The organism is Herbiconiux sp. (assembly GCF_004297105.1).
GTDB lineage: Bacteria > Actinomycetota > Actinomycetes > Actinomycetales > Microbacteriaceae > Herbiconiux.
Genome location: NZ_SCVE01000014.1, coordinates 1 through 20,515 on the forward strand (window position 1 = coordinate 1; position 20,515 = coordinate 20,515).

At 65.5% G+C, this 20,515-nt stretch carries 31 protein-coding genes and 1 rRNA gene; 31 read left to right on the forward strand and 1 reads right to left on the reverse strand.

What is annotated here, in order from left to right; all coding sequences use genetic code 11:
* From rrf to map, 28 genes are all read left to right on the forward strand, one after another.
* Window positions 1-114: ribosomal RNA gene (gene rrf / locus EPO52_RS11415) — 5S ribosomal RNA — on the forward strand; the annotation flags it as partial.
* A gap of 103 nt (window positions 115-217) precedes the next feature.
* A complete protein-coding gene (locus EPO52_RS11420; RefSeq protein ID WP_290806309.1) occupies window positions 218-430 on the forward strand; it encodes an Rv0909 family putative TA system antitoxin in 213 nt (70 codons plus the stop codon).
* A 15-nt stretch (window positions 431-445) separates the two neighbouring features.
* Window positions 446-1,408 carry a DNA topoisomerase IB gene (locus EPO52_RS11425; RefSeq protein WP_290806313.1) on the forward strand — a complete coding sequence of 321 codons (963 nt, stop codon included), beginning with the start codon at window positions 446-448 and terminating at the stop codon, window positions 1,406-1,408.
* Between the two features lie 182 nt (window positions 1,409-1,590).
* A complete protein-coding gene (locus EPO52_RS11430; RefSeq protein WP_290806316.1) occupies window positions 1,591-2,358 on the forward strand; it encodes a hypothetical protein in 768 nt (255 codons plus the stop codon).
* 53 nt (window positions 2,359-2,411) lie between these two features.
* On the forward strand, window positions 2,412-3,182 hold the full coding sequence (locus EPO52_RS11435) for a fructosamine kinase family protein (RefSeq protein ID WP_290806319.1): 771 nt from the start codon (window positions 2,412-2,414) through the stop codon (window positions 3,180-3,182).
* Window positions 3,183-3,443: 261 nt separating this feature from the next.
* A complete protein-coding gene (gene rpsJ, locus EPO52_RS11440) occupies window positions 3,444-3,752 on the forward strand; it encodes a 30S ribosomal protein S10 (protein ID WP_092547990.1) in 309 nt (102 codons plus the stop codon).
* A 24-nt stretch (window positions 3,753-3,776) separates the two neighbouring features.
* Complete coding sequence (gene rplC, locus EPO52_RS11445) at window positions 3,777-4,433, forward strand: 50S ribosomal protein L3 (protein ID WP_290806327.1); 657 nt, start codon at window positions 3,777-3,779, stop codon at window positions 4,431-4,433.
* 3 nt (window positions 4,434-4,436) lie between these two features.
* Window positions 4,437-5,096, forward strand: a complete 660-nt coding sequence (rplD, locus tag EPO52_RS11450; RefSeq protein ID WP_290806330.1) for a 50S ribosomal protein L4 — start codon at window positions 4,437-4,439, stop codon at window positions 5,094-5,096.
* Entirely contained in the window at window positions 5,093-5,398 is a 306-nt protein-coding gene (gene rplW, locus EPO52_RS11455) for a 50S ribosomal protein L23 (RefSeq protein WP_290806333.1), read from the forward strand. The genes rplD and rplW overlap by 4 nt, the downstream gene beginning before the upstream one ends.
* 25 nt (window positions 5,399-5,423) lie before the next feature.
* The gene (gene rplB, locus EPO52_RS11460; protein ID WP_066041181.1) at window positions 5,424-6,263 is read left to right on the forward strand and encodes a 50S ribosomal protein L2; all 840 of its coding nucleotides are present in this window, start codon (window positions 5,424-5,426) and stop codon (window positions 6,261-6,263) included.
* Window positions 6,264-6,274: 11 nt separating this feature from the next.
* Window positions 6,275-6,556 carry a 30S ribosomal protein S19 gene (gene rpsS / locus EPO52_RS11465; protein WP_022897962.1) on the forward strand — a complete coding sequence of 94 codons (282 nt, stop codon included), beginning with the start codon at window positions 6,275-6,277 and terminating at the stop codon, window positions 6,554-6,556.
* Between the two features lie 27 nt (window positions 6,557-6,583).
* Window positions 6,584-6,979, forward strand: coding sequence for a 50S ribosomal protein L22 (rplV, locus tag EPO52_RS11470; RefSeq protein ID WP_290806343.1), 396 nt, complete (start codon window positions 6,584-6,586; stop codon window positions 6,977-6,979).
* Window positions 6,979-7,743: a 30S ribosomal protein S3 gene (gene rpsC, locus EPO52_RS11475; RefSeq protein WP_290806346.1), complete on the forward strand. Its 765-nt coding sequence runs from the start codon at window positions 6,979-6,981 to the stop codon at window positions 7,741-7,743. Before rplV ends, rpsC begins: the two co-directional genes overlap by 1 nt.
* 2 nt (window positions 7,744-7,745) lie before the next feature.
* A complete protein-coding gene (gene rplP / locus EPO52_RS11480; RefSeq protein ID WP_290806348.1) occupies window positions 7,746-8,165 on the forward strand; it encodes a 50S ribosomal protein L16 in 420 nt (139 codons plus the stop codon).
* Window positions 8,165-8,485, forward strand: a complete 321-nt coding sequence (gene rpmC / locus EPO52_RS11485; protein WP_290806351.1) for a 50S ribosomal protein L29 — start codon at window positions 8,165-8,167, stop codon at window positions 8,483-8,485. The genes rplP and rpmC overlap by 1 nt, the downstream gene beginning before the upstream one ends.
* The gene (gene rpsQ / locus EPO52_RS11490) at window positions 8,485-8,808 is read left to right on the forward strand and encodes a 30S ribosomal protein S17 (RefSeq protein WP_290806354.1); all 324 of its coding nucleotides are present in this window, start codon (window positions 8,485-8,487) and stop codon (window positions 8,806-8,808) included. The genes rpmC and rpsQ overlap by 1 nt, the downstream gene beginning before the upstream one ends.
* Entirely contained in the window at window positions 8,809-9,177 is a 369-nt protein-coding gene (gene rplN, locus EPO52_RS11495) for a 50S ribosomal protein L14 (RefSeq protein WP_137837171.1), read from the forward strand.
* 2 nt (window positions 9,178-9,179) lie between these two features.
* Complete coding sequence (gene rplX / locus EPO52_RS11500) at window positions 9,180-9,539, forward strand: 50S ribosomal protein L24 (protein WP_290806359.1); 360 nt, start codon at window positions 9,180-9,182, stop codon at window positions 9,537-9,539.
* On the forward strand, window positions 9,539-10,132 hold the full coding sequence (gene rplE, locus EPO52_RS11505; RefSeq protein ID WP_290806361.1) for a 50S ribosomal protein L5: 594 nt from the start codon (window positions 9,539-9,541) through the stop codon (window positions 10,130-10,132). Before rplX ends, rplE begins: the two co-directional genes overlap by 1 nt.
* A gap of 76 nt (window positions 10,133-10,208) precedes the next feature.
* A complete protein-coding gene (gene rpsH / locus EPO52_RS11510; RefSeq protein ID WP_290806364.1) occupies window positions 10,209-10,607 on the forward strand; it encodes a 30S ribosomal protein S8 in 399 nt (132 codons plus the stop codon).
* Window positions 10,608-10,613: 6 nt separating this feature from the next.
* The gene (gene rplF, locus EPO52_RS11515; protein ID WP_290806367.1) at window positions 10,614-11,150 is read left to right on the forward strand and encodes a 50S ribosomal protein L6; all 537 of its coding nucleotides are present in this window, start codon (window positions 10,614-10,616) and stop codon (window positions 11,148-11,150) included.
* A 3-nt stretch (window positions 11,151-11,153) separates the two neighbouring features.
* Window positions 11,154-11,525: a 50S ribosomal protein L18 gene (rplR, locus tag EPO52_RS11520; protein ID WP_290806370.1), complete on the forward strand. Its 372-nt coding sequence runs from the start codon at window positions 11,154-11,156 to the stop codon at window positions 11,523-11,525.
* On the forward strand, window positions 11,522-12,217 hold the full coding sequence (gene rpsE, locus EPO52_RS11525; protein WP_290806373.1) for a 30S ribosomal protein S5: 696 nt from the start codon (window positions 11,522-11,524) through the stop codon (window positions 12,215-12,217). Before rplR ends, rpsE begins: the two co-directional genes overlap by 4 nt.
* A complete protein-coding gene (gene rpmD, locus EPO52_RS11530) occupies window positions 12,217-12,402 on the forward strand; it encodes a 50S ribosomal protein L30 (RefSeq protein WP_171707109.1) in 186 nt (61 codons plus the stop codon). The genes rpsE and rpmD overlap by 1 nt, the downstream gene beginning before the upstream one ends.
* On the forward strand, window positions 12,402-13,103 hold the full coding sequence (gene rplO / locus EPO52_RS11535; RefSeq protein WP_290806376.1) for a 50S ribosomal protein L15: 702 nt from the start codon (window positions 12,402-12,404) through the stop codon (window positions 13,101-13,103). The genes rpmD and rplO overlap by 1 nt, the downstream gene beginning before the upstream one ends.
* Before the next feature lie 134 nt (window positions 13,104-13,237).
* Window positions 13,238-14,560: a preprotein translocase subunit SecY gene (secY, locus tag EPO52_RS11540; protein WP_290806379.1), complete on the forward strand. Its 1,323-nt coding sequence runs from the start codon at window positions 13,238-13,240 to the stop codon at window positions 14,558-14,560.
* Window positions 14,557-15,177 (forward strand): adenylate kinase, encoded by a 621-nt coding sequence (locus EPO52_RS11545; protein ID WP_290806382.1) that lies wholly within the window; start codon window positions 14,557-14,559, stop codon window positions 15,175-15,177. The genes secY and EPO52_RS11545 overlap by 4 nt, the downstream gene beginning before the upstream one ends.
* Window positions 15,178-15,210: 33 nt before the next feature.
* On the forward strand, window positions 15,211-16,059 hold the full coding sequence (map, locus tag EPO52_RS11550; RefSeq protein ID WP_290806843.1) for a type I methionyl aminopeptidase: 849 nt from the start codon (window positions 15,211-15,213) through the stop codon (window positions 16,057-16,059).
* On the opposite strand, the gene EPO52_RS11555 is transcribed toward map, so the two are convergent.
* Window positions 16,060-17,982 carry a BglG family transcription antiterminator gene (locus EPO52_RS11555; protein WP_290806384.1) on the reverse strand — a complete coding sequence of 641 codons (1,923 nt, stop codon included), beginning with the start codon at window positions 17,980-17,982 and terminating at the stop codon, window positions 16,060-16,062.
* Window positions 17,983-18,198: 216 nt separating this feature from the next.
* Here EPO52_RS11555 and EPO52_RS11560 point away from each other — a divergent pair, with 216 nt between their 5' ends.
* Genes EPO52_RS11560 through ptsP form a run of 3 tightly spaced genes read left to right on the forward strand, consistent with a single transcriptional unit; the run spans window position 18,199 to window position 20,506 of the window.
* A complete protein-coding gene (locus EPO52_RS11560; RefSeq protein WP_290806387.1) occupies window positions 18,199-18,555 on the forward strand; it encodes a hypothetical protein in 357 nt (118 codons plus the stop codon).
* Between the two features lie 2 nt (window positions 18,556-18,557).
* On the forward strand, window positions 18,558-18,827 hold the full coding sequence (locus EPO52_RS11565; RefSeq protein ID WP_290806390.1) for an HPr family phosphocarrier protein: 270 nt from the start codon (window positions 18,558-18,560) through the stop codon (window positions 18,825-18,827).
* Window positions 18,827-20,506, forward strand: coding sequence for a phosphoenolpyruvate--protein phosphotransferase (ptsP, locus tag EPO52_RS11570; protein WP_290806393.1), 1,680 nt, complete (start codon window positions 18,827-18,829; stop codon window positions 20,504-20,506). Before EPO52_RS11565 ends, ptsP begins: the two co-directional genes overlap by 1 nt.
* The last annotated feature ends 9 nt before the right edge of the window (window positions 20,507-20,515 follow it).

A 20,515-nucleotide genomic window follows, 5' to 3' on the forward strand; every position in this document is an offset into this window, starting at 1 on the left:
GGCGGCCATAGCGAGAGGGAAACGCCCGGTCACATTCCGAACCCGGAAGCTAAGACTCTCTGCGCCGATGGTACTGCAAGGGGGACCTTGTGGGAGAGTAGGACACCGCCGGACTTCTTTCGAAAGAGGCCAGCCTTCGGGCTGGCCTCTTTTGGTTTAACCTGCTTTTCTGGAGCCAGCGCTTCGCGCGGCGGGGCGGCGAGCAAAGGAGTTCGACATGGCAGGTCTTGACGACATCACCAAGAAGGCTCAGGAGTTCTTGGGCGACAGCAAGGTCCAGGACGCGTTGAAGAGCCAGCAGGCCGAGGACATCAGCGACAAGGTCCTCGATGGGGTCGCGGACACGGTGAAGAAGGTCACCGGAGGAAAGTTCGACGAGCAGGTTGAAGGCGCGCGATCGGCAGCCGACAAGGCGGTCGGCACCGAATAGGTATTGACTGATGAGATGCCCCGCCTCCGACGATCAGACTCTTCGGGACGGGGCATCCGTCGTATTCGGTCGGGTAAGGGCTTCACCTACCGCGATGACGCGGGGGAGACGGTGCGGGATCCGGAGCTACGCACTCGAATCGAGCACCTGGCCATCCCGCCGGCGTGGACTGATGTCTGGATCGCGCCGTACGCCAACGGTCACGTGCAGGCGACCGGGGTGGATGCAGCCGGCCGGCGTCAGTACATCTACCATCCGACCTGGCGTGAGCAGAAGGACCGGATCAAGTACGACAGAGCGCTCGCTCTGGCCGAGTCTCTGCCGGCAGCTCGACGGCAGGTCACCATGCATCTGCGTGAAGAGGGCTACACGCGAAACCGCATCCTCGCGGCCGGCTTCCGGATGCTCGATACCGGTTCGCTCCGAGTGGGTAGCGAGCGATACGCGCAGGAGCACGGCAGCTATGGCCTCACCACACTGCTCTGCGCCTATGCCACGACGAGTGGCGCCGCTGTGCACCTCGCGTTCCCCGCGAAGAGCGGTCAGGAATGGGACTCCGAGATCGTCGACGCCGATCTCGCGACGCTCGTGCGAAGCCTCAAGCGCCGCGGTGCGAACGCACGTCTCCTGTCGTGGAAGGACGAACGGGGCGTGTGGCATCCTGTCGACGCCGAGGAGATCAACGCCTATGTGCGAGAGCGCACCGGGGGTGACTTCACGGCGAAGGACTTCCGCACCCTGCACGGCACGCTCGCCGCAGCCGTGAGCTTGGCGAAGCACGGCACGGAGACCAAGAAGAGCGCGCGGGCGAAAGCGCTCGCGCAGGCCATGCGCGACGCGGCCGGCGTTCTCGGCAATACTCCGACCATCGCCAAGACGAGCTATGTGGATCCGCGTGTTGTGGATCACTACGCAGCAGGAGAGGTGATCGACCCGGCTCGTCCGGAGTCGGAGTTGCGCGCACTCCTGTTCCGCTAGAAAGTCAAGACTTGTGTTCTCTGCGGGGAAGCGCAGAATAGGGGCAATCGTTCTTACGGGAGGCTCGCCGCCAGACGCTGCGAACAGAGCTAGGCCGTGAGCGACCAGCGGAATTTGACGACTGGGCTCCGGGTTCTCCCGTAAGAACGTTCCTTATCGCACCACTCGTGATAAAATGACGTATGCTCACGGCTCTTGATGTGTTCGAAGCGACGTTCGATCGCAGCACAATCGTCACGACAGCTGCGATCCGATCGCGTCTACGCGCAGATGTCATGGCGGCTCTGAATGGTGGTCCCGAGCTGTCGACCGACTGCGGCGACCGGCTCTTCGCCCTCGGGCGTCAATTGGTCGTAGAGGCGAGAAGCGATGAGGCTTGCATCGTTCTCGCGAAGGCGTTCGATGCCCAGCGTCGTGTGGCCGGCGACCCTGTCGATCTGGCAGCCACGATGACGTGGTGGGCCAGAGCCCTGGTGATGGGTGGTCGCTCCGGCCAGGCGCGCGAGGTCTATGCGGCGGCGGCGGAGTGTTGCCGGGAATGCGGCGGGAACGGTCCGGAAGCGACGGTGCGTGTGGAGCATGCGCGTCTCTTGCTCGATGAATCCGACGACTCCGCGACAGCCGAGGCGGCCCGGGGTGCCGAAGCGGTGCGAGATGATCCAGACTTCCTGGGAACATACGTGGAGGCGGTCCACCTCCTCGGCGTGGCCCGCGTGCGGTTCGGTGACCTGTCGGGGCTGGCCGACCTCGAAGAAGCTCTGGCGACCGCGACGGCCGCCCATGCACCGTGGATCATCGGCGACATCACTCTCTCGCAAGCTCGATGCCTACTGAGCCTGGCGCGAATGGAGGACTGCGCGATCGCTGCGGCGGCATTCGATGAGGCGGGAGACTCGGATTCCGCCATTCGTGCGCGCGAATTAGCGGAGAGCGCTCGGAGCGGCCCGTAAGGAAGAATCGCCGGCGACACGTGTCCGAAACGTTCGTCGCTTAGCCTAAAGCCGTGTTCACCAAGGTCGATCCTGCCGCTCCGGAGGGCTTCTTCGAGGCCGAGGCGGCCGGACTCGCCTGGCTCGCCGCAGCCAGCGGAGTGCCATGTGTGAAGGTGGAACGTGTCGCATCCGACACCATCGAACTCGAGGAGTTGCGCAGCACGCGGCCGAGCCGGGAGGCGGCCCGCCGCTTCGGAGAGCTGCTCGCGCGAACCCACTCCGCGGGGGCTCCCGCGTTCGGATCACCGCCGGACGGCTGGCAGGGGCTGTGCTATATCGGCAGGCGTGAGATGCCCGTAGTGGAGCACTCTGCCTGGAGCGACTTCTATCCGCAGGAGCGCGTACGGCCTTACGCCGAACAGGCGGTGGCCCGTGGCAACCTCTCTGCCGATGGGTTCCAACTCGTACAGCGGGCTTGCGACCTCATCCAGTCGGGCATCTTCGACGACGGGGAGCCGCCGGCACGTCTGCACGGCGACCTCTGGTCGGGCAACGTGATGTGGACGCCCACCGGAGTGGTGGTGATCGATCCGGCCGCGCACGGCGGGCATCGGGAGACCGATCTGGCCATGCTGGTGCTGTTCGGGGCGCCGTTTCTCGACGACATCCTGGCCGGCTATGACGATGCCGCACCGCTCGCACCGGGCTGGCACCAGCGAGTGCCGATCCATCAGATGTTCCCCCTCGCCGTGCATGCTGTCGGGCACGGCCCCTCCTACGGCAGGGAGCTCGAGCGCGCGGCGCGAGCCGTCCTGCAACTAGGGGCGGGAACCGCATCCTGAGGCGCGACACGCCCGGGTTGCATGTAGCCCGGGAATGTGGCAAACTCGTCTAGTTCAACATTTTGGGCCGCCTTGCGTGCCCGAATCACTGTCTTGGCAGTGCATAACCCATATCGAGGTTAGGCCGCAGACAGCAGAGCGAAGCTTAATCGCAAACCACATCTCTCCTGGCTAGAGGTGTGTCTGCGGTGCTTGATAGCAAAACAGTGGGCGTCCAATGCAGTCGAGGCTGTATGACGCGAGACAGAGAGAGAGTCACACATGGCGGGACAGAAGATCCGCATTCGACTTAAGTCGTATGACCACGAGGTCATCGACACCTCGGCGCGCAAGATCGTCGACACGGTCACCCGCGCGGGAGCAACCGTCGTCGGCCCCGTGCCGCTTCCGACGGAGAAGAACGTGATCGCAGTCATCCGTTCGCCCCACAAGTACAAGGACAGCCGGGAGCACTTCGAAATGCGCACCCACAAGCGTCTCATCGACATCATCGACCCGACGCCGAAGGCTGTCGACTCGCTCATGCGTCTCGACCTGCCCGCCGACGTCAACATCGAGATCAAGCTCTGAGCGCGAAGGGACTAGGTAATCACTATGGCTCTCGCAGCTAAGACTTCCAAGGGACTGCTCGGCAAGAAGCTCGGCATGACCCAGGTGTGGGACGAGAACAACCGTCTCATCCCCGTGACCGTCGTCGAGGTCTCGCCCAACGTCGTCACCCAGATCCGCACCCCCGAGCGCGACGGCTACGCCGCCGTGCAGGTGGCCGCCGGTCAGATCGACCCCCGCAAGGTGAACAAGCCGAAGGCGGGCCACTTCGAGGCCGCCGGCGTCACGCCTCGCCGTCACATCACCGAGATCCGCACCGCGGATGCCGCCGACTACACCGTCGGCCAGGAGCTCACCGCGGAGAGCGTGTTCGAGGCCGGCCAGAAGGTCGACGTCGTGGGCACCTCCAAGGGCAAGGGCTTCGCCGGTGTCATGAAGCGCCACAACTTCAAGGGTGTCTCCGCTTCACACGGTTCGCACCGCAACCACCGCAAGCCCGGCTCGATCGGTGCGTCGTCGACGCCCAGCCGAGTCTTCAAGGGCATGCGCATGGCCGGCCGCATGGGTGGAGAGCGCGTCACCGTGCTCAACCTCGTCATCCACTCGGTCGACGCCGAGAAGGGCCTGCTGCTCGTCAAGGGCGCCGTTCCCGGTGCCAAGGGCCGTCTCGTTTTCGTCCGCAACGCAGTGAAGGGGGCGTAGTCCATGGCTACCGCAACTAACACGCTCGATGTCCTCGACGTCGCCGGCAAGAAGTCCGGAACCGTCGAGCTGCCCGCTGAGATCTTCGACGTGCAGACCAACATCCCGCTCATCCACCAGGTCGTCGTCGCACAGCTCGCTGCCGCCCGCCAGGGAACCCACAAGACCAAGCGTCGTGGTGAGGTCTCCGGTGCCGGCCGCAAGCCGTTCAAGCAGAAGGGAACCGGTCGCGCTCGTCAGGGCTCGATCCGCGCCCCTCAGATGACCGGCGGTGGCATCGTCCACGGACCCGTGCCCCGCAACTACGCTCAGCGCACCCCCAAGAAGATGATCGCCGCGGCCCTGCTCGGTGCTCTCTCCGACCGGGCCCGCGGTGGCCGCGTGCACGTCGTCGAGTCCCTCTCGCAGGGTGAGGCGCCGTCGACCAAGGCCGTGAACGAGTTCCTCGCCACCGTCGCGTCGTCGAAGCACGTTCTCATCGTGCTGGAGCGCAGCGACGAGCTGAGCCTCAAGAGCGTGCGCAACATCCCGACCGTTCACGTTCTGCCCGCAGACCAGCTGAACGCCTACGACGTCCTCGTCTCCGACGACATCGTGTTCACCAAGGGTTCCTTCGACGCGTTCGTCGCCTCGAAGTCCAAGACGGAAGAGGTTTCCGCATGAGCAACGCCGCGTTCAACAAGGACCCGCGCGACATCATCCTGTCGCCCGTCGTCTCGGAGAAGAGCTACGGCCTGATCGACCAGGGCAAGTACACCTTCGTGGTGGACCCCCGCTCGAACAAGACCGAGATCAAGCTCGCCATCGAGAAGATCTTCGGTGTCGAGGTCGCGTCGATCAACACGCTGAACCGCACGGGCAAGACCCGCCGCACCAAGTTCGGTCAGGGCAAGCGCAAGGACACCAAGCGCGCGATCGTGACCCTCAAGTCCGGCTCCATCGACATCTTCACGGCCGTCGGCTAGGCCCGGAAGCTAGAGGAAAAGACACATGGCTATTCGTAAGTACAAGCCCACGACGCCGGGCCGCCGCGGTTCGTCCGTCTCGGACTTCGCAGAGATCACCCGTTCGACTCCTGAGAAGTCGCTGCTCCGCCCGCTCTCCAAGACCGGTGGACGCAACAACCAGGGTCGCATCACGACGCGTCACATCGGTGGTGGCCACAAGCGCCAGTACCGCGTGATCGACTTCCGTCGCAACGACAAGGACGGCGTCAACGCGAAGGTCGCTCACATCGAGTACGACCCCAACCGCACCGCGCGCATCGCGCTGCTCCACTTCGTGGACGGCACCAAGCGCTACATCCTCGCGCCGAACAAGCTCGCCCAGGGCGACATCGTCGAGTCGGGTGCCGGCGCGGACATCAAGCCCGGTAACAACCTGCCGCTGCGCAACATCCCGACCGGTACCGTGATCCACGCGATCGAGCTGAAGCCGGGCGGCGGTGCCAAGATGGCCCGCTCCGCCGGTGCATCCGTTCGTCTCGTGGCGAAGGACGGCCCCTACGCGCAGCTGCGTCTGCCGTCGGGCGAGATCCGCAACGTGGATGCGCGCTGCCGCGCCACGATCGGCGAGGTCGGCAACGCCGAGCAGTCGAACATCAACTGGGGCAAGGCCGGCCGTAACCGCTGGAAGGGCATCCGCCCGACCGTGCGTGGTGTGGCCATGAACCCCGTCGACCACCCGCACGGTGGTGGTGAGGGCAAGACCTCCGGTGGTCGTCACCCGGTCAGCCCCTGGGGTCAGGCCGAGGGCCGTACCCGTCACCCCAACAAGGAAAGCGACAAGCTCATCGTGCGTCGTCGGACCGTCGGCAAGAAGCGTAAGTAGGAGTCTAGAAAATGCCACGCAGTCTCAAGAAGGGCCCCTTCGTCGACGACCACCTGTACCGCAAGGTCGTCACGCAGAACGAAGCCGGCTCCAAGAACGTCATCAAGACCTGGTCGCGCCGCTCGATGATCATCCCCGCGTTCCTCGGGCACACGATCGCCGTGCACGACGGCCGCAAGCACATCCCGGTGTTCATCACCGAGACCATGGTGGGTCACAAGCTGGGCGAGTTCGCCCCGACCCGCACCTTCCGTGGACACGTGAAGGACGACAAGAAGGGCCGTCGCCGCTAACCGCGGTGACGTGAAGGAGGAAGAGAAATGGTGGAGTCGATCGCACGCGTGCGTCACATCCGCGTCACCCCCATGAAGGCCCGTCGTGTCGTCAACCTGATCCGCGGCCGTCAGGCCGTCGAGGCTCTGGCAATCCTGAAGTTCGCCCAGCAGGGCGCTTCGGAGCCCGTGTACAAGCTGGTCGCCTCGGCGATCGCGAATGCGCGGGTCAAGGCAGATGCTTCGAACAGCTACCTGGACGAGCAGGACCTCTTCATCGCGAAGGCATTCGTCGATGAGGGAACCACGCTCAAGCGCTTCCAGCCCCGTGCTCAGGGTCGCGCGTTCCGCATCAACAAGCGCACGAGCCACATCACGATCGTTCTTGCGACGCCCGACGAGGCCGCATCGATCGAGGGCGCGAGCAAGAAGGTGAGCAAGTAATGGGCCAGAAAGTCAATCCGTACGGCTTCCGCCTCGGAATCACCACCGACCACGTGTCGCGCTGGTTTTCCGACAGCACGAAGAAGGGTCAGCGTTACAGCGACTACGTCGCTGAGGACGTGAAGATCCGCAACCTGCTGAAGACCTCGCTCGACCGCGCCGGAGTGGCGCGCATCGAGATCGAGCGCACCCGCGACCGCGTTCGCGTCGACATCCACACCGCCCGTCCGGGCATCGTGATCGGTCGTCGTGGCGCAGAGGCCGAGCGCATCCGCTCCGACCTCGAGAAGCTCACGGGCAAGCAGATCCAGCTGAACATCCTCGAGGTGAAGAACCCCGAGGCCGAGGCTCAGCTCGTTGCTCAGGGCATCGCCGAGCAGCTCACCGCTCGTGTGGCATTCCGCCGCGCGATGCGCAAGGGCCTGCAGGGTGCTCAGCGCGCCGGCGCCAAGGGTGTCCGCATCCAGGTGTCGGGCCGTCTCGGCGGCGCCGAGATGAGCCGCTCGGAGTTCTACCGTGAAGGCCGCGTTCCGCTGCACACCCTTCGCGCCAACATCGACTACGGCTTCTACGAGGCCAAGACGACGTTCGGCCGCATCGGTGTGAAGGTCTGGATCTACAAGGGCGACATCACCAACAAGGAGCTCGCCCGCGAGCAGGCCAACCAGAAGTCGTCGCGCCCCGAGCGTGGCGACCGTGACCGTCCGCGCCGTAACTCCGCTCCCAAGGCGGACGCACCGGTTGCAGCAGGAGTTGAGGCGTAATCATGCTTATCCCCCGTCGAGTCAAGCACCGCAAGCAGCACCACCCGGGTCGCAGTGGCCACGCCACCGGTGGCACCAAGGTGAGCTTCGGTGAGTTCGGCATCCAGGCCCTCACCCCCGCTTACGTGACCAACCGTCAGATCGAGTCCGCTCGTATCGCGATGACCCGTCACATCAAGCGTGGTGGGAAGGTGTGGATCAACATCTACCCCGACCGTCCGCTCACGAAGAAGCCTGCCGAGACCCGCATGGGTTCCGGTAAGGGTTCGCCCGAGTGGTGGGTCGCCAACGTCAAGCCGGGACGCGTGCTGTTCGAGCTGAGCGGGGTCAACGAGACCATCGCTCGCGAGGCACTCACCCGTGCAATTCACAAGCTGCCTCTCAAGGCACGCATCATCAAGCGCGAGGAGGGCGACGCGTAATGGCGATCGGTTCTAAGGAGCTCGCCCCGGCGGAGCTCGACACGTTCGAAGATTCTCGACTTCTCGAGGAGCTTCGCAAGGCCAAGGAAGAGCTGTTCAACCTGCGCTTCCAGTCGGCGACCGGCCAGCTGGAGAGCCACGGCCGACTCCGCGCTGTGAAGCGCGACATCTCGCGGATCTACACGATCATCCGTGAGCGCGAGCTGGGCATCCGTGCCACGCCCGTTCCCGTCGAGGCTCCGGCCAAGGCGACCAAGAAGACCAAGAAGGCGACCGAGGCACCTGCTGAGGCCGTTGAAGAGACTGAGGAGGCGAAGTAATGGCTAAGACCGAAGAGAAGGTCGTCGCGGCCGGCCACGAGTCGTCCTCGCACGACGTCAAGGACGAGGCGGCGCGCGGTTACCGCAAGTCGCGTCGCGGTTACGTGACCAGCGACAAGATGGACAAGACCATCGTCGTCGAGGTCGAGGACCGCGTGAAGCACCCGCTGTACGGAAAGGTCATCCGCCGCACCTCCAAGGTGAAGGCGCACGACGAGACCAACAGCGCGGGCATCGGCGACCTCGTGCTCATCAACGAGACCCGTCCCCTGTCAGCGTCGAAGCGCTGGCGCCTGGTTGAGATCCTGGAAAAGGCCAAGTAAATGCTGCAGCAAGAATCACGAGTTAAGGTCGCCGACAACACCGGCGCCAAGGAGCTCCTGACGATTCGTGTTCTCGGTGGATCCGGCCGTCGTTACGCGGGTCTCGGCGATGTCATCGTCGCGACCGTGAAGGACGCCATCCCCGGCGGAAACGTCAAGAAGGGCGATGTGGTCAAGGCCGTCATCGTCCGCACCGTCAAGTCGACCCGTCGTCCCGACGGTTCGTACATCAAGTTCGATGAGAACGCCGCCGTGATCCTGAAGAACGACGGAGACCCCCGTGGTACCCGCATCTTCGGACCGGTCGGCCGTGAACTCCGTGACAAGAAGTTCATGAAGATCATCTCGCTGGCACCGGAGGTTATCTAGTCATGGCGAACATCAAGAAGGGTGACCTCGTTCAGGTCATTTCCGGCCCCAGCCAGGACCGCGGCGGAGACCGTGGCAAGCAGGGACGTGTCATCGAGGTTCTGGTCGAGCGCGACCGCGTCATCGTCGAGGGCGTGAACTTCGTCACGAAGCACGTTCGCGTCGGTCAGTCGCAGCGCGGCACCAAGACCGGCGGCATCGAGACCATGGAGGCGCCGATCCACGTGTCGAACGTCGCCCTGGTCGACCCCGAGACCAAGAAGCCGACGCGTGTCGGCCACCGCAACGAAGAGGTAACGAAGGACGGCGTCACGAAGACGGTCCGCGTTCGTTACGCGAAGAAGTCAGGTAAGGACCTCTGATGAGCACCGACACTGCCGCGCCCGCTGGCAAAATCCAGCCGCGCCTGAAGCAGAAGTACAAGAACGAGATCGTCGAGCAGCTCACGAAGGACTTCTCCTTCACGAACGTTCACCAGGTTCCCGGCATCGTCAAGATCGTCGTGAACACCGGTGTCGGCGAGGCCGCCCGCGACGGCAAGGTCATCGACGGTGCGGTCAAGGACCTCACCGCGATCACCGGCCAGAAGCCGCAGGTCACCAAGGCCCGCAAGTCGATCGCCCAGTTCAAGCTGCGTGAGGGTCAGCCCATCGGCGCCCACGTCACGCTGCGTGGCGACCGTGCGTGGGAGTTCCTCGACCGTCTGCTCTCGCTTGCGCTTCCCCGCATCCGCGACTTCCGTGGTCTTTCGGACAAGCAGTTCGACGGCCGCGGCAACTACACCTTCGGTCTCACCGAGCAGTCGATGTTCCACGAGATCGACCAGGACAAGATCGACCGCGTTCGTGGTTTCGACATCACTGTCGTCACCACCGCCAAGAACGACGACGAGGGACGTGCGCTGCTCAAGGCGCTCGGCTTCCCCTTCAAGTCGAACGACAGCACCACCAACTAGCTCCACCCACCCACGACGACCACAGGTCGGCATCCTCGAAAAGGGTGTCGAAACCAGGCGCGAAAGGCAATAGATCATGACAATGACAGATCCGGTCGCAGACATGCTGACCAGACTGCGCAACGCGAACTCGGCGCACCACGACACCGTGTCGATGCCGCATTCGAAGCTCAAGGGACACATCGCCGACATCCTCAAGGCGGAGGGCTACATCTCCGGCTGGGAGATCGCCGATGCCAAGGTCGGGCAGACGCTCACCCTGAGCCTCAAGTTCGGCCCCAATCGGGAGCGTTCGATCGCGGGCATCAAGCGCGTGTCGAAGCCCGGACTCCGTGTCTACGCGAAGTCGACCGAGATCCCCACCGTTCTCGGTGGCCTCGGCGTGGCCATCCTGTCCACCTCCTCGGGTCTCCTCACGGACCGCCAGGCGAGCAAGAAGGGCGTGGGTGGGGAAGTCCTCGCCTACGTGTGGTAACCGACAATGTCACGTATCGGACGTCTCCCCATCGACATCCCTGCCGGCGTCACCGTCTCCATCGACGGCCAGCAGGTTGCAGTCAAGGGCCCGAAGGGCGAGCTCGCGCTCGTCATCGCTGAGCCCATCAAGGCCTCGGTCGAGGAGAACCAGGTTCTCGTCACTCGCCCGGACGACGAGCGTAATTCTCGCTCGCTGCACGGCCTCACCCGCACCCTGATCGCGAACCAGATCGTCGGCGTCACCACGGGCTACACCAAGAGCCTCGAGGTCGTCGGAACCGGTTACCGAGTCGCTGCCAAGGGCAGCGGCGTCGAGTTCGCGCTCGGATACTCGCACCCCATCTCGGTCGAACCGCCTGCGGGCATCACGTTCACCGTCGAGGGCAACAACAAGCTCACGGTCAACGGCATCGACAAGCAGGCCGTCGGTGAGGTTGCCGCCAACATTCGCAAGCTGCGCAAGCCCGAGCCCTACAAGGGCAAGGGTGTGCGGTACGCCGGCGAGGTCGTTCGCCGCAAGGCCGGAAAGAGTGGTAAGTAGACCATGGCTACTGGAATCAGAGGAAAGTCGAAGTCCGCAGCCCGCGATCGCCGGCACCTGCGCCTTCGCAAGAAGGTCGAGGGCACGCCCGCGCGTCCGCGCCTGGTCGTCACCCGCTCGGCCCGTCACGTCTTCGTGCAGGTCGTCGACGACAGCAAGGGTCACACCCTCGCGTCGGCATCCACGCTCGAAGCCGATCTGCGCACCTTCGACGGTGACAAGACGGCCAAGGCCAAGAAGGTCGGTGAGCTGGTCGCCGAGCGCGCCAAGCAGGCCGGCGTCGAGGCGGTCGTCTTCGACCGCGGCGGCAACCGCTACGCGGGTCGCGTTGCGGCCATCGCCGATGGAGCACGAGAGGGTGGTCTGAGCCTGTGAGCACCGAAACCAACAAGGAGCAGGACGTGGCAGCAGTTGCCGAGGCTCCGGTCGAGACAGCAGCCTCGACGGAGTCGACCCAGAACGAGCCCCGCGAGGCCCGCCGTGGCGGTCGCGAGCGCAACCCCAACCGCGGCGACCGCGGCGGTCGTGACTCGGACAAGAGCAACTTCCTCGAGCGCGTCGTCACTATCAACCGCGTCTCGAAGGTCGTGAAGGGTGGTCGTCGCTTCAGCTTCACCGCTCTCGTGGTCGTCGGCGACGGTAACGGACTGGTGGGTGTCGGCTACGGCAAGGCCCGCGAGGTGCCGACCGCGATCTCCAAGGGCGTCGAGGAGGCGAAGAAGAACTTCTTCCGCGTCCCTCGCGTCGGAAACACGATCCCCCACCCGGTTCAGGGTGAGGCGGCTGCCGGTGTGGTGCTTCTGCGCCCCGCCGCCGCCGGTACCGGTGTTATCGCCGGTGGCCCGGTGCGCGCCGTTCTCGAGTGTGCCGGTATCCACGACATCCTCTCGAAGTCGCTCGGCTCGTCGAACACGATCAACATCGTGCACGCGACCGTCGAGGCGCTGAAGCAGCTCGAGGAGCCGCGTGCAGTCGCCGCTCGCCGAGGCCTCGACTTCGAAGACGTCGCCCCGGCCCGCCTCGTGCGCGCCGAGGCCGACGCCCTCGCAGCGAAGGCAGGTGCATGATGGCCGCGCGCCTCAAGGTGACCCAGATCAAGTCCAAGATCAGCGAGAAGCAGAACCAGCGTGACACGCTGCGCAGCCTCGGACTGAAGCGGATCGGCGACATCGTCGTTCGCGAAGACAACGCCCAGAACCGGGGCTATGTGCGCACCGTCGCACACCTGGTGAAGGTCGAGGAGATTGACTAATGGCTGAAGAAGAAGCCAAGGAGACCGCGAAGGCGGCTCCGAAGAAGGCCGCGGCCCCCAAGGCCGCCGCTGCGCCCAAGGCTGCCGCTGCAGAGAAGGCGGCTCCCAAGGCCGCCGCCAAGGCTCCGGCCAAGGCTGCTGCCCCTAAGAAGGCCGCTGCGCCGAAGGCTGATGCCGCCGACGCGAAGGCTCCTGCCGCCGCCAAGGCTCCCGCAGCCAAGGCAGCGCCCAAGAAGGTCGAGACCGAGGCTGCTGGACCCCGTGAGCACGTGCTCAAGGTGCACCACCTCCGTCCCGCGCCGGGTGCCAAGAAGGCTCGCACCCGCGTTGGTCGCGGTGAGGGCTCCAAGGGTAAGACAGCCGGTCGTGGCACCAAGGGCACGAAGGCCCGCTACCAGGTGCGCGTCGGCTTCGAGGGTGGGCAGATGCCGCTGCACATGCGCACCCCGAAGCTCCGCGGCTTCAAGAACCCGTTCCGCGTCGAGTACCAGGTCGTGAACCTGGACAAGCTCGCTGAGCTCTACCCCGCTGGTGGAGATGTCACCATCTCCGACCTCGTGGCCAAGGGCGCGGTTCGCAAGAACGAGAAGGTCAAGGTTCTGGGCGATGGCGACATCGCTGTGAAGCTGACCGTCACGGTCGACAAGGTCTCCGGCTCCGCCGAGCAGAAGATCGTCGCCGCTGGTGGGTCCGTCAAGTAAGCAAGACCGTCGACCGGTGACCTGAATCCGTGCCCGAAAACAGATGCTTCATCAGAATGATGTAGCCTGTCGAGGCCACGATTCGGGTCACCGGTCTTCTTGGCATTGAGCCACACGAACGCAGGAGGCCCTTTTTGTTCAAAGCCGTCGCGCGGATCTTCCGGACTCCGGATCTCCGCAGGAAGATTGGCTTCACGCTCGGCATCGTCGCGCTTTTCCGCCTGGGATCATTCATCCCCGCTCCCTTCGTGGACTTCGGAAACGTGCAGACCTGCCTGGCGGCCAACCAAGGCACCTCAGGCCTCTACGAGCTCGTCAACCTCTTCTCGGGTGGCGCGCTGCTCCAGCTCTCGATCTTCGCGCTCGGGATCATGCCGTACATCACGGCCTCGATCATCGTGCAGTTGCTGCGGGTGGTCATCCCCCACTTCGAGACCCTCTACAAGGAGGGCCAGTCGGGTCAGAGCAAGCTCACGCAGTACACGCGCTACCTGACCATCGCGCTCGGCATCCTGCAGTCCACGACGCTGATCACGGTCGCTCGGAGCGGCGCCCTGTTCGGTACGTCGACCGTCGCAGAATGCGGCCAGCTGATCACCAACGACGCGTGGTACGCCATCCTGCTCATGGTGATCACCATGACGGCCGGTACCGGCGTCATCATGTGGTTCGGTGAGATGATCACCGAGCGCGGCATCGGCAACGGCATGTCGCTCCTGATCTTCACCTCCATCGCCTCGCGCTTCCCCGAGTCGCTCTGGCTCATCGCGCAGACCAAGAGCTTCGAGATCTTCCTCGTGGTGATCGCGGTCGGAGTCGGTGTGGTGTTCCTGGTGGTGTACGTCGAGCTCTCGCAGAGACGCATCCCGGTTCAATACGCCAAGCGTGTGGTCGGGCGGCGAACGTACGGTGGAAACAACACCTACATCCCCATCAAGGTCAACATGGCCGGTGTGGTGCCGGTGATCTTCGCGTCGTCGCTGTTGTACCTTCCGGCCCTGATCGCGCAGTTCAACCAGCCCGCCGCCGGCGAGGCACCGGCCGGCTGGGTGACCTGGATCAACAACTACCTGGTTCGTGGCGATCACCCGCTCTACATGCTGCTGTACTTCCTGCTCATCGTGGGATTCACCTACTTCTACGTCGCGATCACCTTCAACCCCGAAGAGGTCGCCGACAACATGAAGAAGTTCGGTGGCTTCATCCCCGGTATCCGTGCGGGACGCCCGACGGCGGAATACCTCGACTACGTGCTCACCCGCATCACGCTTCCGGGCTCGATCTACCTCGGTCTGATCGCCCTTCTGCCACTGATAGCGTTGGTGGCAGTAGGCGCGAACCAGAACTTCCCGTTCGGTGGTGCGTCGATCCTCATCATCGTCGGTGTCGGTCTCGAGACGGTGAAGCAGATCGACTCCCAGCTGCAGCAGCGCCATTATGAGGGGCTCTTGCGATGACGGAAACGGTCGGAACCACCGGGAGCAGTGCCGTCGAGTCCGGCACGGCATTGAGGCTTCTTCTGGTGGGGCCGCCCGGCGCCGGTAAGGGCACGCAGGCGGCTCGCCTCTCCGAGGCCTACAGCATCCCTGCGATCTCCACCGGCGACATCTTCCGTGAGAACGTAAAGAACGAGACCGAGCTGGGTGTGAAGGCGAAGACCTTCATGGACGCCGGCCAGTACGTACCCGACTCCCTCACGAACGACCTGGTGCGCGACCGCCTGGCCCAGCCCGACGTGGCCGACGGCTTCCTGCTGGACGGCTACCCGCGCACGCTGCAGCAGGTCGAGGAGCTCGACGACATCCTCGGAGTGGCCGGCTCGGCGCTCGACGCCGTGGTGGTGCTGACCGCTGACACCGATGAGGTGGTCGCGCGGTTGCTGAAGCGCTCCGCGGAGCAGGGCCGCAGCGACGACACCGAAGAGATCATCCGCAAGCGACTCGACGTGTACACCGAGCAGACCGCCCCTCTCGTGGCGGTCTACCAGTCACGAGGGCTCGTGGTGGAGGTCGACGGCCTCGGCGAGATCGACGAGGTCACCGGACGCATCATCGCGGCTCTCGCGAGTCGATGACCGGAATTCCCGCGTGATGGGCGGCGCCCGGTGATCGGCCGCAACAAGGGCATCTACAAGACACCTGCCGAGCTCCGTCTGATGGTCGAGCCCGGTCTGGTGACCGCCGCGTCGCTCGATGCGGTGCGTGCCGCAATCCGCCCGGGCATCACCACGCTCGAGCTCGACGCGATCGCCGATCGTACGATCCGCTCGCTGGGCGGCGTGTCCAACTTCCAGATGGTGCCCGGCTACGTCCACACCGTGTGCGCGTCGGTGAACGACGACATCGTGCACGGTATCCCCGGCAGCCGGGTTCTCGAGGCGGGCGACATCGTGTCGATCGACAGCGGCGCCGATGTCGGCGGCTGGAACGGCGACTCGGCCATCACGATCGTTCTCGACGACCCCGCACGCCCCGACCTCGTGGCCGCTCGCCGGCTGTTGTCGGATGTCACCGAGCAGTCGCTCTGGCACGGCATCGCGCGCCTGGCGACAGCACGGCATCTCAACGAGGTGGGGGAGGCGATCGAGGAATACGTGGAAGACCACCCCTCGGTCGCGGCAGGGGCGACCTACGGAATCCTCACCGACTACATCGGCCACGGAATCGGCCGGAGCATGCACGAGGCGCCGCCGGTGTTCAACTACCGGGTGCGCCAGCGCGGACCGGAGGTGCGGCCCGGCCTCGTGGTGGCCATCGAGCCGATGATCACAGCCGGCACCACCGACACGTACGTTCGCGACGACGAGTGGACCGTGGCATCCGCCGACGGCAGCATGTCGAGCCACTGGGAGCACTCGGTGGCCGTACACGCTGACGGAATCTGGGTGCTGACGGCAGCCGACGGGGGAGCGGCAGGGCTTGCGCCCCTCGGGATCACTCCGGTTCCGATTCCCTGATCAGGTGTCCATGACGTGCACGAGCTCGTCGATGAACGACGCGAAATCGGTTCCGCGCCGCACGATGCGCTGAACGTCATCGCGGTCGGAGAACACCTCGACGAGCTGGTCGAAGACGTTCTGGAACGCCTTGCGGCCGCTCTCGCTGAACGCGATGAGCGCGATGACGTTCACCCGGTTCTCGCCCCACGACATCGGGGTCTCGTTGACCACGATCGCGATGGCGGTGCGCGATGCGCTCATGGCCATGGCGTGCGGAACGGCGATCGTGTCGGTGAAAGCGGTGGACGACATGGTCTCCCGCTCGATCGCCCCCTCGACGTAGGTGTCGTCGATGACTCCGAGCTCGACCATCGACTGCCCGAGCGTGCGGATCATCCCCGCCTCGGAGTGGGTGTGCAGGTTGCGCCAGAAGAGCCGCTCGTCGAAGTACTGCAGGAGTTCGTCTTTGATCTCCATGCGCCGCCGGTGCCGCCTCACCGTGGTGATCGCACGGCGGATGGCCTCGAGGTCGGCCTCGGTGAGGAACGGCTGGATGACCACCACGTTGTCGCGCGCCGCGGGCACGGGAATGGTGGTGACCACGATGTCTGACGAGAGGCTGCCCCAGTCGACATCCGCCCGGGTGATGACCACGTCGATCTGCAGCTCGCCGCCGAGCTCGGCCTCGAGTTTCGTGCGCAGCATCACGTGCATGTCGTAGTAGTTCGGGCACACCAGCGCGCAACTCACCCGCTCCTCGCGCAGATTCTGTCGCTCGAGGTACGAGCCCACGTGCAGCGCGATGTAGGCGATCTCGTCGTCGGTGATGGTGATCGCATGCCGACGCTGGATCTGGCTGGCGATGAAGACCGCGAGCTCGTAGATCATCGGGTAGGAGCCCTTGATCGAGCGGGTCATCGGGTTGCGCGAGTACGAGTTGTCGTGTGCGCGCGCGACCAGGTTGCGGATGTGCAGGCTCAGCCGCACGATGAAGTCTTCGTCGTCGAGATCGACGAGGTACTCGTCGCTCGCGAGCTTCACGATGCGGCGCATGTCGGCGAGGTCATCGGCGTCGAGGTAGGTGTCGGCCACGCTCTCGGTGGGCTCGTCGTGCCCAGGGGTGAGCACCCTCGTCGTCAGCAGCACCGAGAGGTAGGCGAGCTCGCGGCGGCCGAGCACGGCGCCGAAGTGCGCCTGCACGAGCACATCGAGCTGCGTGGCGATGTCGCGGATGGTGTCGGAGAGCGGCAGGTCGTCGGCGGTATCGATCGGCCGGTTCTTCTTGACCCGGTCGACCGCGATCACGACGTGCAGGAGGACGTTGTTGATGGAGTACTCGTTCACGAAGTACCCGTTGCCGTCGAGCATGCCGATGAGCCCGGTCTTGAACGCCGGCAGGCCGTCGGCGGCGAATTCGCGCTGGATGTTCTCGAGGTCGAGGAAACCCTGCGCGCTCTCGTCGCGGAAGATGCGGCTGAGCAGCCGCCGCCGGTTCAGCTCGCTGCCGGCCAGTGACACGATGCTGCCGCGACGCACGAGCGACAACCCGGCCTCCTCGACAAGGATCTTCGCCTTGCGCAGGTCGGCCTCGACCGTGGAGTCGCTGACGTAGAGGTCGGAGGACAGGTCGTAGACATCGACACCGGATGGCGCGTCGCCAAGTCGTCGGATGAGATAGTGCACCCGCTCCCGAGGGCTGCCGGGCTCGGCATCCCGAGACCTCAGCCCGGTCAGGAAGTTCGCGTACGCCTCTCGATTGAGGCGGTAGCCGCTCGTGGACGATGCGATCACCTCGAGGGGGCGGGCGGCGGTCTTCACACTCGTGACGTAACTGCGCACGCTGCGGGTGGTGACGCCCAGCCGGTCGGCGAGCTCGCCCGCCGTCATCCAGTCGTCGGCCTCCGCCAGGTAGTCCAGCAGTCGTTCGTACTTCTCGCTCATCACCCGTCGCCCTCGGCGCCGGCATCCGGCGCTGTTGCCGTCCAAGCGTACCCGGATGCGCCGGGCGGATGCCGTGGCTGGGAAATCAAGCGACGACCCCGGATTCACGGCCCGTCTTCAGAGAGCCTTCCGGGGGTGAGGAAGCAACGCTGCTGGAAACGGGTACGGAGGTACCGCAGGATCGTAAAGATCGAAGCAGGACGCGAGGAGGCGTGCGTGGACAGAGTGCTCATCGTCTGCGGTGCAGGAGCATCGAGCACTTTTCTCGCGCTCCGCGTGCGCCGGGTCGCCCGAACGCGCGGTCTCGACCTGATCGTCGAGGCCGGCACTCTGGCCGATCTCGACGAACGGCTCGCGGCGACGCGCATCCTGCTGGTCGGACCCCACTTGAGCGCCCAGTTCGATGACGTGAACGAGCGTGCTCGAGCCCGGGGTGTGAAGGCGGCGTTGCTGCCGGACACCGCATTCGGTGCCGAAGGCGCCGACGCCGCGGCCGACCTCGTGACGGAGCTGCTCGAGACATCGGGAAGCGTCGAGAACCTGCTCAAGGCTGAGCCCACACAAGGAGACTGAAGATGGCCGAACGCACTGTTGAAATGGCATCGAAGCATGGACTGCACGCGCGCCCGGCGACCCTGTTCACCCAGGCCGTCGCCAAGTCGGGCGTTCCCGTGCAGATCTCCAAGGCGGGGGGCAAGGCGGTGAACGCGGCCAGCATCCTGGGCGTCATCTCGCTCGGCATCGAGAAGGGCGACAGCGTCACACTCGCGTCCGAGGCTCCCGCCTCCGATGCACTGCTCGACGAACTCGCCACGCTCCTCGGTACCGATCTGGACGCCGAGTGATGGCCGACGACATCGCAGCAGGCAGCGAACTGCACGGCACCGGCATCGGCCGTGGCATCGCCACGGGACCCGTGCTCCGGATGCCCGACCCTCTCCCCGAGCCCGAGGAGACCACGAGCACCCTCACCGCCGACGCCGAGAAGGAGCGCGCCCGCGCCTCGCTCGCGGCCACCGCGGCGATCATCCGTCACCGAGGCGAACGTGCCGGCGGCTCGGCGAAAGACGTGCTCGAGGCTCAGGCTTTCATGGCCGAGGACCCCACGCTCATCGACGACGTCGGTGCGCGCATCGATGCGGGTAAGACGGCCGAGCGCGCCGTCTACGAGGCCTTCGCCGCCTTCCGCGACCTGCTCGTGAGCATGGGCGGCTACATGGGCGAACGCGCCACCGACCTCGACGACGTCTCGCAGCGCGTGGTCGCCCACCTCCGTGGCGTGGCCGCCCCGGGTGTGCCCGACCCCGACTACCCGTTCGTGCTGGTGGCCCGCGACCTCGCCCCGGCCGACACGGCACTGCTCGATCTCGACAAGGTGCTCGCCCTCGTGACGAGCGACGGCGGCCCCACCTCGCACACCGCCATCCTGGCCCGTGAGAAGTCGATCGTGGCAATCGTGGGCGTGCAGGATGCGCTGCGGCTCACCGACGGCACCGACGTGATCGTGGATGCCTCGACCGGCTCCGTGTCGGTCGGTCCGAGCGACGCCGATCGCGCAGCGGCAGCGGCCAAGGCCGAGGAGATCAAAGCCGCGCGTAGCTCAGCCACCGGCCCGGGCGCTCTCGCCGACGGTACCCTCGTGCCCCTGCTCGCCAACCTCGGCTCGGCCGATGGCGCGGCGGATGCGCTCGCAAAGGGGGCCGAGGGAGTCGGCCTCTTCCGCACCGAGTTCCTCTTCCTCGACTCCTCCACCGCGCCGACGGTCGAAGACCAGAAGGCACAGTACGTGCGCCTGCTCCAAGCCTTCGCCGGCAAGAAGGTGGTCGTTCGCGCCCTGGATGCGGGGGCCGACAAGCCACTCAGCTTCCTCAACGACGCCCCCGAGGAGAACCCGGCTCTCGGGCTCCGCGGTCTGCGAGCCCTGCGGGCGAACGAGCCGATCCTGCGCGACCAGCTCATGGCGCTCGCCGCCGCCGATGCGGAGACCGACGCGGAGGTGTGGGTGATGGCACCCATGGTGTCCACCGTGGAGGAGACGCGCTACTTCACGACACTCGCTCGCCAGCTCGGACTCAAGACAGCCGGTGTCATGGTGGAGGTGCCGTCATCCGCTCTTCTGGCCGACCGCATCCTCGCCGATGCCGACTTCGCCTCGATCGGCACCAACGACCTCACCCAGTACACGCTGGCGGCTGACCGCCTGCTCGGCTCGGTGGCGTCGTTCCAGGACCCGTGGCATCCAGCGGTGCTCAAGCTCGTGGGCGAGGTCGGCAAGGCCGGCAAGGCGATCGGCAAGCCCGTCGGTATCTGTGGCGAGGCGGCGGCCGATCCGCTTCTCGCTGTGGTGCTCGTGGGCCTCGGAGCGACCACCCTCTCGATGTCGCCGTCGGCTCTCGCCGACGTGCGTGCTGAACTCGCGCGTTTCACGCTCGAGGACGCCCAGCGTTTCGCCGAGCTCGCTCTCTCGGCGAACAGCGCGATCGAGGCGCGGGGCGCGGTCACTGCGGCCGCGGCCGGCGCCTGACGCACCACC

Excerpts from the sequence above, each read along its gene's own strand:
- EPO52_RS11420 (WP_290806309.1), top strand. The coding sequence starts at position 218 with ATGGCAGGTCTTGACGACATCACCAAGAAGGCTCAGGAGTTCTTGGGC.
- EPO52_RS11425 (WP_290806313.1), top strand. The coding sequence starts at position 446 with ATGCCCCGCCTCCGACGATCAGACTCTTCGGGACGGGGCATCCGTCGT.
- EPO52_RS11430 (WP_290806316.1), top strand. The coding sequence starts at position 1,591 with ATGCTCACGGCTCTTGATGTGTTCGAAGCGACGTTCGATCGCAGCACA.
- rpsJ (WP_092547990.1), top strand. The coding sequence starts at position 3,444 with ATGGCGGGACAGAAGATCCGCATTCGACTTAAGTCGTATGACCACGAG.
- rplC (WP_290806327.1), top strand. The coding sequence starts at position 3,777 with ATGGCTCTCGCAGCTAAGACTTCCAAGGGACTGCTCGGCAAGAAGCTC.
- rplD (WP_290806330.1), top strand. The coding sequence starts at position 4,437 with ATGGCTACCGCAACTAACACGCTCGATGTCCTCGACGTCGCCGGCAAG.
- rplW (WP_290806333.1), top strand. The coding sequence starts at position 5,093 with ATGAGCAACGCCGCGTTCAACAAGGACCCGCGCGACATCATCCTGTCG.
- rplB (WP_066041181.1), top strand. The coding sequence starts at position 5,424 with ATGGCTATTCGTAAGTACAAGCCCACGACGCCGGGCCGCCGCGGTTCG.
- rpsS (WP_022897962.1), top strand. The coding sequence starts at position 6,275 with ATGCCACGCAGTCTCAAGAAGGGCCCCTTCGTCGACGACCACCTGTAC.
- rplV (WP_290806343.1), top strand. The coding sequence starts at position 6,584 with ATGGTGGAGTCGATCGCACGCGTGCGTCACATCCGCGTCACCCCCATG.
- rpsC (WP_290806346.1), top strand. The coding sequence starts at position 6,979 with ATGGGCCAGAAAGTCAATCCGTACGGCTTCCGCCTCGGAATCACCACC.
- rplP (WP_290806348.1), top strand. The coding sequence starts at position 7,746 with ATGCTTATCCCCCGTCGAGTCAAGCACCGCAAGCAGCACCACCCGGGT.
- rpmC (WP_290806351.1), top strand. The coding sequence starts at position 8,165 with ATGGCGATCGGTTCTAAGGAGCTCGCCCCGGCGGAGCTCGACACGTTC.
- rpsQ (WP_290806354.1), top strand. The coding sequence starts at position 8,485 with ATGGCTAAGACCGAAGAGAAGGTCGTCGCGGCCGGCCACGAGTCGTCC.
- rplN (WP_137837171.1), top strand. The coding sequence starts at position 8,809 with ATGCTGCAGCAAGAATCACGAGTTAAGGTCGCCGACAACACCGGCGCC.
- rplX (WP_290806359.1), top strand. The coding sequence starts at position 9,180 with ATGGCGAACATCAAGAAGGGTGACCTCGTTCAGGTCATTTCCGGCCCC.
- rplE (WP_290806361.1), top strand. The coding sequence starts at position 9,539 with ATGAGCACCGACACTGCCGCGCCCGCTGGCAAAATCCAGCCGCGCCTG.
- rpsH (WP_290806364.1), top strand. The coding sequence starts at position 10,209 with ATGACAATGACAGATCCGGTCGCAGACATGCTGACCAGACTGCGCAAC.
- rplF (WP_290806367.1), top strand. The coding sequence starts at position 10,614 with ATGTCACGTATCGGACGTCTCCCCATCGACATCCCTGCCGGCGTCACC.
- rplR (WP_290806370.1), top strand. The coding sequence starts at position 11,154 with ATGGCTACTGGAATCAGAGGAAAGTCGAAGTCCGCAGCCCGCGATCGC.
- rpmD (WP_171707109.1), top strand. The coding sequence starts at position 12,217 with ATGGCCGCGCGCCTCAAGGTGACCCAGATCAAGTCCAAGATCAGCGAG.
- rplO (WP_290806376.1), top strand. The coding sequence starts at position 12,402 with ATGGCTGAAGAAGAAGCCAAGGAGACCGCGAAGGCGGCTCCGAAGAAG.
- EPO52_RS11545 (WP_290806382.1), top strand. The coding sequence starts at position 14,557 with ATGACGGAAACGGTCGGAACCACCGGGAGCAGTGCCGTCGAGTCCGGC.
- EPO52_RS11555 (WP_290806384.1), bottom strand. The coding sequence starts at position 17,982 with ATGAGCGAGAAGTACGAACGACTGCTGGACTACCTGGCGGAGGCCGAC.
- EPO52_RS11565 (WP_290806390.1), top strand. The coding sequence starts at position 18,558 with ATGGCCGAACGCACTGTTGAAATGGCATCGAAGCATGGACTGCACGCG.
- ptsP (WP_290806393.1), top strand. The coding sequence starts at position 18,827 with ATGGCCGACGACATCGCAGCAGGCAGCGAACTGCACGGCACCGGCATC.